General features: G+C 67.1%; 12 protein-coding genes. 10 read left to right on the forward strand and 2 right to left on the reverse strand.

Annotated features, from left to right (window positions below; all coding sequences use genetic code 11):
- Positions 1–57: 57 nt before the first annotated feature.
- Both BXA07_RS09560 and BXA07_RS09565 read right to left on the reverse strand, forming a co-directional pair.
- Positions 58–3,210: a S8 family serine peptidase gene (locus BXA07_RS09560; RefSeq protein WP_076567580.1), complete on the reverse strand. Its 3,153-nt coding sequence runs from the start codon at positions 3,208–3,210 to the stop codon at positions 58–60.
- 43 nt (positions 3,211–3,253) lie between these two features.
- Positions 3,254–4,012: an NF038120 family PEP-CTERM protein gene (locus BXA07_RS09565; RefSeq protein WP_076567581.1), complete on the reverse strand. Its 759-nt coding sequence runs from the start codon at positions 4,010–4,012 to the stop codon at positions 3,254–3,256.
- Positions 4,013–4,475: 463 nt separating this feature from the next.
- On the opposite strand from BXA07_RS09565, the gene gspG reads away from it, so the two are divergent.
- Genes gspG through BXA07_RS09615 form a run of 10 tightly spaced genes read left to right on the forward strand, consistent with a single transcriptional unit; the run spans position 4,476 to position 13,241 of the window.
- On the forward strand, positions 4,476–4,919 hold the full coding sequence (gene gspG / locus BXA07_RS09570) for a type II secretion system major pseudopilin GspG (RefSeq protein WP_076567583.1): 444 nt from the start codon (positions 4,476–4,478) through the stop codon (positions 4,917–4,919).
- A gap of 35 nt (positions 4,920–4,954) precedes the next feature.
- Positions 4,955–6,160, forward strand: coding sequence for a type II secretion system F family protein (locus BXA07_RS09575; RefSeq protein WP_076567584.1), 1,206 nt, complete (start codon positions 4,955–4,957; stop codon positions 6,158–6,160).
- Positions 6,157–7,854, forward strand: a complete 1,698-nt coding sequence (locus BXA07_RS09580; RefSeq protein WP_076567586.1) for a GspE/PulE family protein — start codon at positions 6,157–6,159, stop codon at positions 7,852–7,854. Before BXA07_RS09575 ends, BXA07_RS09580 begins: the two co-directional genes overlap by 4 nt.
- Positions 7,847–8,680, forward strand: a complete 834-nt coding sequence (locus tag BXA07_RS09585) for a hypothetical protein (protein ID WP_076567588.1) — start codon at positions 7,847–7,849, stop codon at positions 8,678–8,680. Before BXA07_RS09580 ends, BXA07_RS09585 begins: the two co-directional genes overlap by 8 nt.
- The gene (locus BXA07_RS09590; protein WP_076567589.1) at positions 8,677–9,225 is read left to right on the forward strand and encodes a hypothetical protein; all 549 of its coding nucleotides are present in this window, start codon (positions 8,677–8,679) and stop codon (positions 9,223–9,225) included. The genes BXA07_RS09585 and BXA07_RS09590 overlap by 4 nt, the downstream gene beginning before the upstream one ends.
- The gene (locus tag BXA07_RS09595; protein ID WP_076567591.1) at positions 9,222–9,806 is read left to right on the forward strand and encodes a hypothetical protein; all 585 of its coding nucleotides are present in this window, start codon (positions 9,222–9,224) and stop codon (positions 9,804–9,806) included. The genes BXA07_RS09590 and BXA07_RS09595 overlap by 4 nt, the downstream gene beginning before the upstream one ends.
- Positions 9,803–10,321, forward strand: coding sequence for a hypothetical protein (locus BXA07_RS09600; protein WP_076567593.1), 519 nt, complete (start codon positions 9,803–9,805; stop codon positions 10,319–10,321). Before BXA07_RS09595 ends, BXA07_RS09600 begins: the two co-directional genes overlap by 4 nt.
- Positions 10,321–12,363 (forward strand): secretin N-terminal domain-containing protein, encoded by a 2,043-nt coding sequence (locus tag BXA07_RS09605; protein WP_076567595.1) that lies wholly within the window; start codon positions 10,321–10,323, stop codon positions 12,361–12,363. The genes BXA07_RS09600 and BXA07_RS09605 overlap by 1 nt, the downstream gene beginning before the upstream one ends.
- Positions 12,360–12,851 (forward strand): type II secretion system protein, encoded by a 492-nt coding sequence (locus tag BXA07_RS09610; RefSeq protein ID WP_076567597.1) that lies wholly within the window; start codon positions 12,360–12,362, stop codon positions 12,849–12,851. The genes BXA07_RS09605 and BXA07_RS09610 overlap by 4 nt, the downstream gene beginning before the upstream one ends.
- A gap of 3 nt (positions 12,852–12,854) precedes the next feature.
- Positions 12,855–13,241 carry a type II secretion system protein gene (locus BXA07_RS09615; RefSeq protein ID WP_076567599.1) on the forward strand — a complete coding sequence of 129 codons (387 nt, stop codon included), beginning with the start codon at positions 12,855–12,857 and terminating at the stop codon, positions 13,239–13,241.
- Positions 13,242–13,245: the final 4 nt, after the last annotated feature.

The raw sequence follows: 13,245 nt of genomic DNA on the forward strand, positions 1-13,245 counted from the left end.
CGCGCATAAAAAACGCGCCCCGCAGGGCGCGTTGTGTGATGAGCTGGAGCGATACCGTTACAGCTTGGCATCCACCTTCACGTTGCGCTGGCTGGGGACGGCCAGCGGCAACGGACTGTTGGTCTCCACCGACAGCACGGTGGTGGACGCTGCCGCGTTGTTGCCATCCAGGAAGACCACGCCGCCCAGGTAGCGCTTGCCCGTTTCCAGGCCCGACCAGCTGACGCCGGCCGTGGCGCTGCCGCCCACGTACACCTTGCTGGGCAGGCTGGCTTTCAGGTTACCGCCCTTGTCGGCTGTCGTGACGACGGCCGACGACAGGCCGAAGCCCGTCGACACGCCGCTGGCCAGTTCATAGCCGATCACGCAAACCTTGTAGTTGCCTGCCGCCGGGGTGGTCACGGTGATCGCCTCGTTCGAGCCGGCCGTGGCCGACATGGCGACGGCCGCACCGGCGCTGTTGAGCAGCATCAAGTCGAGGTCATTGCCCGCGCCTTCGGTCGTGTCGCGGTCGAAGATTTCAAAACGCGCCACCACCGTGCTGGCGGGAATGCTGACATTGACGGTGCGCACGCCACCGCTGCCCGCCTTGCACGCGGCCGTCATCTGCGCCACGGTTTCCATGCTGCCTGCCGGCGCCTGGTTCACGGTTTGCTCGCTGCGCGCCACTTCCTTCAGGCCGCCCGTTGCCGCGCCCACCTTGCCGGCAAAGCCGGTGGACAGGGTCAGCGAACGCAAGCCGCTGACCTTGTCGGCCTGCAGCAGCGCCGGCGACTGCACCGCGCGGCCCGAGCGGGCCGTGACGGGGCTGCGTACCGTGTGCACGCCGTCGCTCCACACGAGGGCGCCATACTGCCACGCGTTGTCCGGCGCCGTCGTGCGCGTCAGGGTCACGGTGAAGGACTTGGTTTCGCCGGGCGCGAGCAGCAGGGTGGCCGGCGACACCGCCACGCTGTAGCCGCTGAGCGAGGCGCTGGCCGTGTAGGTGGCGCTGCTGCTGCCCACGTTGGTGACGCGGCGCGTCACCGTTTGCGTGCCCAGCACGTTGCCGATGGTGATCGACGGCACGTTCAGGTTGTAGCCGGCAATGGTGCCGCCCGCGCATTCGGCCGTCATGCCGACGCCGCACATGTATTTCTTGTAGTCGGCCAGGCTGGCGTCATACACGAGGCCGGGATCGGTGGCCTTGTTTGGCGTCACGTGGCCGGCGCCCTGGCCCCATGGCAGGATGCCGCGCGCGTCGCCCGCCTGGACGTCGGGCAGGGTGGCGCTGCCGGTGGTCATCAGTGCCGACTTGATGGCGGCCGGGCTCCAGTCCGGATGCTGCTGGCGCAGCAGGGCGGCCAGGCCGGCCACGTGCGGGCTGGCCATCGAGGTGCCTTGCAGGAAGATGTAGGCTTGCGGCGGCACCAGGCTGCCATCCTGCACGGCGTCGCGCTGGGCGCGCGACAGGGCAGGCGTGCCGCCGGCCAGGATATCCACGCCAGGCGCCGTGACGTCCGGCTTGAGCAGGTTGGCGTCGTACAGGTTCGGGCCGCGCGAGGAGAAGTCGGCCACCACGGGGGCGGCGGGGCCGTTGCCGTTGGTAACGAAACGCGAGATGGCGGCCGTGGCCGCACCCGTCTGTGCCTGGGCGTTGATCAGCGCGCCATCGGCGGCGCTCACGTGCACGGCCGGCAGCACGTGCGGGTCCGACACCAGGCCCACGCCCGTGTCGACCAGCACCATGCCGGCGCCGCCCGCTTCGAGCACGGCGACGCCCTTGTCGGTACGCGCCGTGGTGCCGCGCAGGCAGCTGACGACCTTGCCGGCCACCTTGGCCGGGTCCAGCAGGGCCACGCCGCCGTTGTCGCCGGCGCGGTAGCACAGCGCCAGTTTTTGCGCATCGGCGCCGGGCAAGCCCGCATCCTGGGCGCGGATCAGGGTGGTGGCCGGCAACGGGTTGTAGTTGAGCGAGGCGCCCGTGTACTTGGCGCCGTTGCCCAAGGTCACGGTGGCCTGGTTGGCGCGGTTGTGCGTCGAGGCGGCCACGGTCGTGATCCACGGACTGACGTGGGCCACGGTATTGGCCGGGCCCGCATTGCCGGCGGAGGCGGCAACGAAGACGCCCGCGTTCGACGCGTGCAGGAAGGCTTGCTCGACGGGATCGTTGACGCTGCCGCCGCCGCTGATCGAGTAATTGATCACGTGTACGCCGTCCCGCACGGCTTTTTCGATCGCCGCCACGCTGTCGCCGCCGTAGCAGCCGTTCTTCGCCCCCGTCGGCTGGGTGGCCAGGTTGTACGACCAGCACACCTTGTAGACGGACAGGCGGGCGCGCGGCGCGACGCCGGAAATGGCGCCCAGCCGCGTGCCGTTCACGCTGACGGGCACGCCCGCATTGCCGCCCGCGGTGGACGAGGTATGCGTGCCGTGGCCGCCTTCGCCATTCGGGTCGCCGATGGAATCGCGCGGCGAGGTGAATTCGCTCCAGTGTTGGATCTTGTCCGTCTCGGTCAGGCGCACGGCGTTGAAATACTGCGCGCCGAGCAGCTTGTTGTTGCAATGGTCTTGCGTAAAGCCTTCCCCCGCCTGGCAGCTGCCTTTCCAGGCGGCCGGCGCGGCGCCATACGCCAGCGTGGCGTTCGGGTCGAAGGTCGGGGCGCCGTTGGCGTCGACCTTGTCCGCATACGACAGGTTTTCCGGCCACACGCCGCCATCGACAATGCCGATGATGATGTCTTCGCCCGCATGCTGCTTGCCGCCCAGCTGGCTCCACAGGCCGCCCGGCTGGTCCAGGCCCAGGAAGGTGGGCGTGTAGTTCGTCTGCAGGGCGCGCGGCTCGTCGGGGGCGATGCTGGCCACTTCGCCGCTGGCCTGCAGCTGGCGCACTTCGGCGTCGGTCAGCAGCGCGGAAAAGCCGTTGAGGACGATCTTGTACTGGTATTGCACGGGCGCGGCGGCGACGAGGGCTTGTACCCGGGCCTGTTTCTGGTCGAGGTAGTCGCCGTACAGCTGCACTTCCGCGCTGGCCAGGTCGAGGCGGCCGCCGGCGGCAGGCTGGGTGGCGCCCAGGCCTTCCACCGAGCCGGCGTAGGAAGCGATCGGTTTGTCGGTCAGCTGCACGATGTAGGGACGGCGCAGGTCGTCGGCGCGGGCCTGGAAGCTCAGGCTGGCAAACAGGCTCAGCACGGCGAGCGAAAGGGGACGCAAGGCGGGACGGGATGTCATGTAGGGTTTCCTGGTAGCAATAACGGGAATCGAAAGGGGGAGATCAGGCTTGCTGGCGGCGGCGCGCCACGAAACCGATGCCTGCCAGGCCGAGCAGCATCATCGCGTAGGTCGACGGCTCCGGTACCGAGGCAACGATGTTGTCGAGCGCAAACTGTCCCTTGTTGCTGCTGAAAGCGCTGCAACTGCCAGCCGTGTTGCAAGTGAAACCGAAGAAGGCCAGCGAGGCGAATTGCTGGCTGCCGAAGGCGCTGCTGGTGTTGAAATGCTGAAACTGGAAGTTGCCGCCGATGGGGCCGCCCAACTGGTACGTTTCAAAGATGGAGGAGCCGTTGGCATAGAAGCCTTGCACGCGCAGCAGGCCAGCCACCGCCGGGTAGCTGACGCCCTGCGCGTAGCCGATGAAACTGGCGTCGAAGCCCTGCAGGCTGACGCTGCCGCCCGCCTTCAACGGGTCGAGGTAGATGATGCCGTCGTTGAGGGAGGCGTAGTAATTGCTTTTATTGTTGGTCGGGCAAGCCATGCCGCAGGCGGCCGGGTCCGTGCCGTCGAACACGGCGCCGACCAAGTCGCCATAACTGGCGCCGGCGGCATTCGAGGCGCCCGTCAGCACGAAATGCTGGAATTCCAGGGAGTCGCCGTGACCGACGAACTGGCTGTCGAGATTGTCGAAGTTGATCACGTCCGCGATGGCGGCCGGCGCCCAGGCGGCGGAGAGGGCCAGGATGGCGGCGCCGGTCCACTGCTTGGCCGAGAAAGCATTTGCTGTGGCAGCTATCTGCGTATGCACAATACGAGTCATGAGTTTTCCCTTGATGATTATGTCGGATGCAATATGTTTTGCGTCTTGGAGGTTCTTTTCTGCGCGGCCGGGTAAGACCAATGCGTAGAAAATTGATTTTTACTATAGCAAAATAGACAATTTCATTGTTTGATATTCTTTCAAATTTAATTTGAAAGTTACAATTAATGAATGAATAAAATTCATCATTTACTATGAATTGGTAACCAGGAGTAGATGGTTTCCGCATTGAAAATAGTTGAGTAATTGACCAGTCTGCCAAGCGCGCGGCGCCATGGCCCTTATGCCCGCCCTGGATGGTTTCCCCGTGAATTTGTTGTTCACAGTACAAAGAAAAGATTGTATTAACCATAACCGGCATGGTAGGCTGATAAGCATCAGGCAAGCGCGTGTTGCCCGTGCGTGGCCATCCGCTGCGCGCGGCGACGCAATGTATTGAAGCTAGGCAATAAGGAGTTGGCGGATGCATGCAGCACACAGGCAGAACTTGACAGCGGCGCGCGGTGCACGTGGCTTTACCTTGCTCGAATTGCTGGTCGTCATCGTGATCATCGGCTTGCTGGCGGCCTATGTGGGACCCAAATATTTCGCCCAGTTGGGCAAGTCGGAAGTGACGGTGGCCAAGGCGCAGATCGAGGCGTTTGAAAAGTCGCTCGATACCTACCGCCTCGATGTGGGACGCTATCCGACGACGGAAGAGGGGCTGGCCGCGCTGCTCGTCGCGCCGCCGGCCGCCGGCACGCGCTGGAACGGTCCCTACCTGAAAAAGGCCGTGCCGCTCGACCCGTGGGGCCATGCGTATCAATACCGCGCACCGGGCACCAAGGGCGAATATGACATCGTCTCCCTGGGCAAGGATGGCCAGCCGGGCGGCAGCGGCGAGAATGCCGACATCAGCTCGCAATAGCGCCAGCGCCACTCCTCCCTCACGGATACGTCATCATGCAGTTTGAAGTACGCGCACTCTCGACGGACCAGGCGGTAACGACCTTGTCGACGTGTCTGATCGACGGCCGCGACGAAGCGGACGCGCGCCGCCAGGCAGAGGCGCGCGGCCTTTTCGTCAGCGCCATCCGTCCGCTGCGCGCCACGCCGTTCAGCGCGGCCGGACGCCAGCGCGCGCGCGCCTTGCCGCTGCTGCTGTTCAGCCAGGAATTGCTGGCCCTGCTCAACGCGGGCCTGGGCATCGTCGAGGCGCTCGAAGCCCTGCTGGAAAAGGAAGCGTCGCCGGCCACGCGCAGCGTGCTCATGCGCCTGCTGGAAGGATTGCGCGAAGGCAAGCGCTTTTCCGCCGTGCTGGCGGAGCAGGCCGAACTGTTTCCCCCTTTGTATATCGGCATCGTCAAGGCGGCCGAAGGCACGAGCGACCTGCCGCGCGCGCTGTCGCGCTACATCGACTACCAGCAGCGCATCGACACGGTGCGCGCGAAAATCGTCAGCGCCGCCATTTATCCGGCCATCCTGCTGGCCGTGGGCGGCGGCGTCAGCGCCTTCCTGATCAGCTATGTGGTGCCGCGTTTCGCCGAGGTCTACCAGGGCGCCGGGCGCAACCTGCCGTGGATGTCGCAAGTGATGCTCAGCTGGGGCCAGTTCGTCACCGAGCATGGCCTGCTGCTGTTGCTCGGACTGCTTATCACCGGCAGCGTCGTGTTTACTGCCGTGCGGCGCGTGCTGCGCAACGGCGGCGTGGCGCGCCTGCTGGCGACACTGCCGGGCATCGGCGAGCGCGTGCGCATCTATGAGCTGTCGCGCCTGTACCTGACCCTGGGCATGCTGGCCGAAGGGGGCATCACCATCGTGCACGCCATTTCCACCGTGCAGGCGATGGTCTCGCCGCGCATGCGGGCATCCTTGCAGGGCGCGCGCGCGGCCATCGAGGCGGGCCAGCCCCTGTCGTCCGCCTTCGAGCAGCATCAACTGACGACGCCGATCTCGCTGCGCATGCTGCGCGTGGGCGAGCGCACGGGCGATATGGGCCCCATGCTGACGCAGTCGGCCGCCTTCTATGACGGCGAAATCAGCCGCTGGATCGACCGTTTTACGCGCACCTTCGAACCCTTGCTGATGGCCGCCATCGGCCTGGTCGTGGGCGCCATCGTGATCCTGCTGTACATGCCCATCTTTGACCTTGCCGGCGATATCTCATGATGCCATCCGCAGCCGAAGCCACCGTGGCGATCGACCCTGCGCTGCTGCAGCGCGCGCGCGTCCTGTGCCGCCAATCGAAGCGCAGCCTGGTCGAGGAATTGCAGCAGCTGAGCGGCATCGAGGCGCGCGCCGTGGTGCGCGCACTGGCGCGCCCGTTCGGCCTGGCCGTGCTGGAAACGGCCGACATGCTGGCGTTGTCCCCCGCCTTCGACGTGCTGCCCCTGTCGCAGGCGCTGGCGCGCCACAGCGTGCTGCTGCGCGCCGCCGATGGCCAGCTGGTGGGCGTGATCGCCGACCCTTTTGATCTCGATCTGCAAACCTGGCTGAATGCGCGCGCGGGGCGGGGCGCCTTGAGCATCCGCCTGGCGCTGCAGGCCGACATCGGCGCCTACCTGTCGAAGCAGGAGGAATCGGCGCGCGCCGTCGACAGCCTGCTGCCCGGCGCCGCCAGCGATGCCCGGCGCGACGGCAAGACGGCGGCCGTGCTGTCGTTCGCCAGCGTGTCGGAAGCGGCCAGCCCCGCCGTCAAGCTGGTCAACTCGACCTTGTATGATGCGCTGAAGGCCGGCGCCTCGGACATCCACCTGGAAAGCACGGCCGGCGGCCTGGCCGTCAAATACCGCGTCGACGGCGTGCTCGATCACGCCACGGCCGTCAACGGCATCGAGGTGGCCGAACACATCATCTCGCGCCTGAAAGTGCTGGCCGAACTCGATATCGCCGAGCGCCGCGTGCCCCAGGACGGCAGCTTTCGCGTCGAGGCAGGCGGGCGCGAGATCGATTTGCGCGTCTCCATCATGCCCAGCATCCATGGCGAGGATGCCGTCATCCGCATCCTCGACAAGCGCGCCATGATCGAGGCCTACGGCGCGCTGACGCTCGAAGCGCTGGGCTTTGACGCGCCGTCGCTCGAAGCCCTGCGCGCGCTGGCGCAGGAAGCCTACGGCATGCTGCTCGTCACCGGCCCCACGGGCTCGGGCAAGACGACCACCCTGTACGCGGCGCTGACGGAAATCCACAACGGGCGCGAAAAGATCATCACCATCGAAGACCCCGTCGAATACCAGCTGCCCGGCATCTTGCAGATACCCGTGAATGAAAAGAAGGGGCTGACCTTCGCCAAGGGCTTGCGCTCGATTTTGCGCCACGACCCCGATAAAATCATGGTGGGCGAGATCCGCGACCGCGAAACGGCGGAAATCGCCGTGCAGTCGGCCCTCACGGGCCACCTGGTGCTCACCACCGTGCATGCGAATAATGTGTTCGACGTGTTCGGCCGTTTTACCCATATGGGCATCGACCCGTATGCATTCGTCTCGGCCCTGAACGGCATCTGGGCGCAGCGCCTGATCCGCACCAACTGCCCCCATTGCGCGGTGGAGTACACGCCGGACGACGCGGAGCTGGCCAGCGTGGGCCTGGCGCGCGCCGATGTTGATGCATATCAATTCAAGCAGGGCAAGGGTTGCGGCGACTGCCGCGGCACGGGCTACAAGGGGCGCCGCTCGATTGCCGAAATCCTCGTGCTGACCGATGAAATCCGCGAACTCATCGTCGATAAAAAGCCGATCCGCCAGATCAAGGCGGCCGCGTATGCGAACGGCACGCGCAGCCTGCGCCTGGCGGCGCTGGAACTGGTCAGGCGGGGCGCCACCACCATCACGGAAATCAAGAGGGTCACCCTGCATGCGTAGCGGTTTTGCGAAGTTGAGCCTGGGACAGGGGCTGCGCCTGGGCGTGGCGGCGGGCAGCGTCAGCCTGTGGCGCACCAGCCGCTGGCGCGCGCCCGCCTGGACGCCGCTGGGCGAGGCGGCGTATGCGCCAGGCCTCGATCTGCACGGCGATGTTGCTGCCCTGGGCCAGGCGCTGGAACAGGTTCTGCCAGCCGGCCAATACGCGGGCTGGCCCCTGTCCGTGGTGCTCGACGATGCTCTGGCGCGCCTGTGGCAGGTGGATCTGCCGCAAGGCGCCACGCGCCTGGCCGATATCGAGGCGGCCGCCGCGCTGCGCTTCCAGTCGCTGTACGGCGATGCGCCCGGACTGTGGCACAGCAGCAGCGCCTGGGATGCGCGCGCGCCATTCTGCTGCGCCGTGCCGCGCGCGCTGCTGGCGCAGCTGACCCGCGTGGCTGAAGCACGCAAGCTGGCCCTGATTTTCATTACGCCGCAATTTGCGCGCCACTGGAACCGCTGGCATGGCGCCTTGAAGCCGGGCGCCTGGTTTGGCCAGCTGCAGGAAAACGCCTTGACCCTGGGCGTGCGGCACGCTGGCCGCCTGTGCGCCGTGCGCGCGCTGCCCGTGCCGCAGGATGCCGGCAGCGACTGGCTGGCGCAGACGCTGGCGCGCGAGGCGCTGCTGCAGGGCGTGTCCGCACCGGCGCTGCTGCAGCTGTGCGGCGCGCCGCCGCCCGCATGGCTGACGCCGGCGAAAGCGTTCCACTGCCAGGTTTTTTCCACGCCGGACGGGGAAGCCGCCTTGTCGCCGGCCGCCCGGCTGGCGCGCAGCGGAGGCCTGGCATGACCCGTCTCGACATCGATTTTGCGCCGCCAAACTGGCGCCGCAGCCTGCACCGCGTGCCAGCGCAGGCGTGGTTCGCGGGCGCGCTGGGCATGGCCTTGATCGCCACGGCGGCGTTGGCCGGCAGCGCCGCGCTGCAGCGCCAGCAGGCAAGCGACGCGCGCTGGCTGCGCGCCCAGCAGCGCGTCGCGCAAGCCGCACTAGGACCGGCGCCGGTGGCGCAAGTGCCGATCGCGCCCGCGCAGGCGGCAGCCGTGAATGCGGCCATCCTGCAATTGAACCTGCCGTGGCGCGATCTGCAGGATGCGCTGGCCAGCGCCACGCCGCCCGCCATCGCGCTGCTGGCGCTGGAACCGGACGCGCGCAAGCGCACCCTGAAGATCACGGCCGAAACGACGGGCAGCGACGCCATGGTGGCCTACATCGCGCAATTGAAGCGGCAGGAACTGTTCGGCGCCCGCGTGCAGCTGCTGCGCCATGAAATCAATGCGCTCGATCCGAACCAGCCCCTGCGCTTCCAGCTCGAAGCGCGTTGGGGTACGCCATGATGGCCATCGACATCAACACCTGGCGCCTGCGCGCGCAGCTGCTGCTGCGCCGCCTGGGCGTGCCGGCCTGCCTGGCGGCGGCCTTGCTGTTGCTGGGCGTGGCCGCGTGTGCCTGGGCCTGGCAGCAGCGCGCCGTGGCGGCGCGGCTGGAAGCGCGTCCCTTGCCGCAGCCAGCGCCGGCCGTGGCGGCCCTGGCGCCGCCGGCGACGGCCGGCGAGAACCTGGCGCGCTTTTATGCCGTCCTGGGACAGCAGCGCCACGCGGAGCAGCAGGTCAAGCAGCTGTTCGACCTGGCCGCCAAGCATGGCCTGGTGCTGGCGCAGGGCGAGTATAAAAGCGGCTACGACAAGGCCAGCAGGGTCGCCACGTACCAGGTGACCTTGCCGCTGAAGGGCAGTTACGCGGCCGTGTGGCAGTTCGCGCTGCAGGCCCTGCGCGCCATGCCCTTCGCCTCGCTCGACGAGCTCAGTTTTCGCCGCGAACAGATCGCCGACACGCAGCTTGAAGCGCGCCTGCGGCTGACCTTTTATCTGACCGATGCGCAGGCCGAGACGCCGGCGGATGGCGGAGGCGCGCCATGACGCCGCGCCATTGGCTGATGCTGGCCGGCGTGCTGGGCGCGGGCGCCTTGCTGCTGTTCGGCGAGCGCCAGCCCGTGGCCGAGGTGGCCGAAGCGGTGGAGCGGGCCGTCGCGCCCGCGCGTCACGCCGCCGCCAGGCCCGCGACGGCGCAGCCGGCCATCCTGGCCCTGCTGCCGCGCAGCGAAGTGGCGGGCGAGGATGGCGACACCTTTGGCGGCGCCGATGGCGTCTTCCACAGCCAGAACTGGAACCCGCCGCCGAAAATGGTGGCCGTCGCCGCGCCCCCGCCACCGCCGCCGATGGCGCCGCCGCTGCCCTTCGTCTACCTGGGCAAAGCGGCCGCCGACGGCGCCTGGGAAGTGTTTTTGTCGCGCGCCGACAAGACCTATATCGTGCGCGCCAATACCGTCATCGATGGCGCCTACAAGGTCGCGGCGATTGCGCCGCCCGTCATGACGCTCACCTACCTGCCGTTGAACCAGGTTCAGCAGCTCAACATTGGAGTTTCCGAGTGATGCCTCGTTCCTTTTCACCGGCGCCGTTGCTGGCGCTGCTGCTACTGCTGTCCGGCTGCGCAGGGCAGCAGGCTTACCGCGACGGGCGCGAGCTGATTGCGCAAAACCGGGTGCCGGCCGGCCTGCAGAAATTGCAGGAAGCGCTGCAGCAGGACCCCGGCAACGCGCAGTACCGCAGCGCGTATCTGCAGGCGCGCGAACGGGCCACCAGCACCGGCCTGCAGCAGGCCGAGCGACAGGCGCAGGCGGGGCAGGGCGAGCTGGCGCGCGCCTCCTTTCTCGGCGTGCTCGAGATCGATGCGCAGAACGAACGCGCCAGCAGCGGCTTGCGCGCGCTTGAGCGCGAGCAGCGCCAGGGGAAAATGCTGGCCGAGGCACGCGCGGCGTTTGAGGCAAAACAATACGATCCGGCGCGCCAGCGCCTGAACGCCATCCTTGCCGAGCAGCCGAACCATGCGGGCGCGCGCGCGCTGCTGCGTGAGGTCGATGAAAAGACGGCGCCGCCCATCGTCGAATCGGGCCTGGCCAAATCGTACAAGCAGCCGATCACGATCGAGTTCCGCGACGCCCCGTTAAAACAGGTGTTTGAGCTGATCGCGCGCCGCTCGGGCCTCAATTTCGTCTTCGACAAGGACGTCAAGGCGGACGCGAAAACGTCGATCTTCCTGAAGAACAGCACGGTGGAATCGGCCATCTACTTCCTGCTGGTGACGAACCAGCTGGAACAGCAGGTGATGGATGCGAACACGATCTTGATCTATCCCAATGTGGCGGCGAAGCTGAAGGAATACCAGGAAGTGCTGGTGAAAACCTTCTTCCTGGCCAATGCCGACGCCAAGCAGGTGGCCAACACGCTCAAGACCATCTTGAAGACGCGCGACGTGGTGGCCGATGAAAAGCTCAACCTCGTCATCGTGCGCGACACGCCCGAGGCGATCCGCCTGGCCGAGCGCCTGATCGCGCTGCAGGACGTACCGGAAGCGGAAGTGGTGCTGGAGCTGGAAATCCTCGAAGTCAAGCGCAGCCGCCTGCTGGAACTGGGCGTGGCCTGGCCGTCGAGCCTGACCCTGACGCCTCTGAGCACCTCGGGCGGGATCGGGCTGACCATCAATGATTTGAATAATCTGAACCAGCGCAGCATCGGCGTGAGCAACCTGGCCGTGACGGCGAACGTCAACAAGACGGATGGCGACGCGAATATCCTGGCCAACCCGCGCATCCGCGTGCGTAACCGCGAAAAGGCGAAATTCGTCATCGGCGACAGGGTGCCCGTGGTGACCACCACCATTTCGCCGGGCACGGGCGGCTTCGCTTCCGAGTCGATCAGCTACCTGGACGTGGGCCTGACGGTGAACGCCGAACCGACCATCTATTTGAACAATGAAGTGGGCATCCGCATTTCGCTGGAAGTGAGCAACCTGGGGGCGGCCACCACCACCCGCAGCGGCTCGACCCTGTACCAGATCGGCACGCGCCAGGCCTCGACCATGCTGCAGCTGAAGGATGGCGAAAACCAGGTGCTGGCGGGCCTGATCAACAATGAGGAGCGCAGCTCGGGCAACAAGGTGCCGGGCCTGGGCGACATACCCGTGCTGGGACGGCTGTTCGGCAGCAGCAAGGACGACAGCCAGAAGACGGAAATCGTGCTGTCGGTCACGCCGCACCTGGTGCGCACGGTGCAGCGCCCGGAAGCGAAGGAATCGGAATTCTCGGCCGGCACGGAAGGCAGCTTCCGCCGCCGTCCCGACATGGCGGCCAAGGCGCCCACGCAGATGCCGGGCACGGTCATCGTGCGTTCCGGCCCGTCCGCCGTCGGCATGCAGCCGGCGCCGCCGCAGCCGCTGATGACGCCCGGACAGCTGCCGCCGATCTTGCCACAGGCATTGCCGCAGACGGTGCCCGCGCCGGAGGTGGCGCCCTCGCCCGAGCCGGCCGCGTCGCCCTTGCCGATATCGTCGGGCCAGCCCGTGCCGCTGCAGGCGTCGCCCTTGCCGCTGTCGTCGAGCCAGCCGGTGCCCGTGGTGCCGCCGCCCGCCAAATGAGAGCGGCGCATGCACGCAGAGGGCAGGGCGCCTTCACCCTGATCGAACTGCTGGTGACCCTGGCCATCCTGGGCGTGCTGGCCACCCTGGTGATCCCCGTCACGCAGGTGACGGTGCAGCGGCGCCAGGAGCAGGAATTGCGGCGCGCGCTGCGCGAGATCCGCCAGGGGCTCGACGCCTACAAGCGGGCCGGCGACGAAGGGCGCATCCTGCGCGCGCCCGACGCCAGCGGTTATCCGAAAAGCCTGGAACTGCTGGTCGAGGGCGTGGCGGACCAGCGCAGCCCGAAGCGCAGCAAGCTGTTCTTCCTGCGCCGCGTGCCGCGCGACCCGTTCAACGCAGACGCGGGCCTGAGCGATGCGCAAACCTGGGGCAAGCGCAGCTACGCCAGCGAGGCGGCCGAGCCGCGCGAAGGCGACGATGTGTACGATGTGTACTCGACTTCCAGCAAGACCGGCCTGAACAACGTGCCTTACCGACTATGGTGAACCATGGCTGTGCATAAGCGCCGCGCGCGCGGCTTTACCCTGATCGAACTGCTGGTGGTGCTGGGCATCGTGGCGCTGCTGCTGACCCTGGCCGTGCCCCGCTACTTTCCCAGCCTCGACAAAGCGAAGGAAACCGTGCTGGCGGATAACCTGCGCAATCTGCGCACGACCATCGACCAGTTCCACGGCGATACGGGCCGCTATCCCGATTCCCTGGAGCAACTGGTGGACAAGAAATACCTGCGCGCCATGCCCGTCGACCCCATCACGGACAGCGACGCCAGCTGGATCATCGTGCCGCCGCCCGACGACACGCCGGGCCAGGTGTACGACGTGAAAAGCGGCGCGCCCGGCAAGGACCGCAGCGGCACGCCGTTCGCCGACTGGTAGTGGC

The organism is Janthinobacterium sp. TND4EL3 (assembly GCF_900156175.1).
In the GTDB taxonomy this organism is placed as follows: domain Bacteria; phylum Pseudomonadota; class Gammaproteobacteria; order Burkholderiales; family Burkholderiaceae_D; genus Janthinobacterium.

Excerpts from the sequence above, each read along its gene's own strand:
- gspG (WP_076567583.1), top strand. The coding sequence starts at position 4,476 with ATGCATGCAGCACACAGGCAGAACTTGACAGCGGCGCGCGGTGCACGT.
- BXA07_RS09605 (WP_076567595.1), top strand. The coding sequence starts at position 10,321 with ATGCCTCGTTCCTTTTCACCGGCGCCGTTGCTGGCGCTGCTGCTACTG.
- BXA07_RS09595 (WP_076567591.1), top strand. The coding sequence starts at position 9,222 with ATGATGGCCATCGACATCAACACCTGGCGCCTGCGCGCGCAGCTGCTG.
- BXA07_RS09575 (WP_076567584.1), top strand. The coding sequence starts at position 4,955 with ATGCAGTTTGAAGTACGCGCACTCTCGACGGACCAGGCGGTAACGACC.
- BXA07_RS09600 (WP_076567593.1), top strand. The coding sequence starts at position 9,803 with ATGACGCCGCGCCATTGGCTGATGCTGGCCGGCGTGCTGGGCGCGGGC.
- BXA07_RS09560 (WP_076567580.1), bottom strand. The coding sequence starts at position 3,210 with ATGACATCCCGTCCCGCCTTGCGTCCCCTTTCGCTCGCCGTGCTGAGC.
- BXA07_RS09565 (WP_076567581.1), bottom strand. The coding sequence starts at position 4,012 with ATGACTCGTATTGTGCATACGCAGATAGCTGCCACAGCAAATGCTTTC.
- BXA07_RS09580 (WP_076567586.1), top strand. The coding sequence starts at position 6,157 with ATGATGCCATCCGCAGCCGAAGCCACCGTGGCGATCGACCCTGCGCTG.
- BXA07_RS09585 (WP_076567588.1), top strand. The coding sequence starts at position 7,847 with ATGCGTAGCGGTTTTGCGAAGTTGAGCCTGGGACAGGGGCTGCGCCTG.
- BXA07_RS09590 (WP_076567589.1), top strand. The coding sequence starts at position 8,677 with ATGACCCGTCTCGACATCGATTTTGCGCCGCCAAACTGGCGCCGCAGC.
- BXA07_RS09610 (WP_076567597.1), top strand. The coding sequence starts at position 12,360 with ATGAGAGCGGCGCATGCACGCAGAGGGCAGGGCGCCTTCACCCTGATC.
- BXA07_RS09615 (WP_076567599.1), top strand. The coding sequence starts at position 12,855 with ATGGCTGTGCATAAGCGCCGCGCGCGCGGCTTTACCCTGATCGAACTG.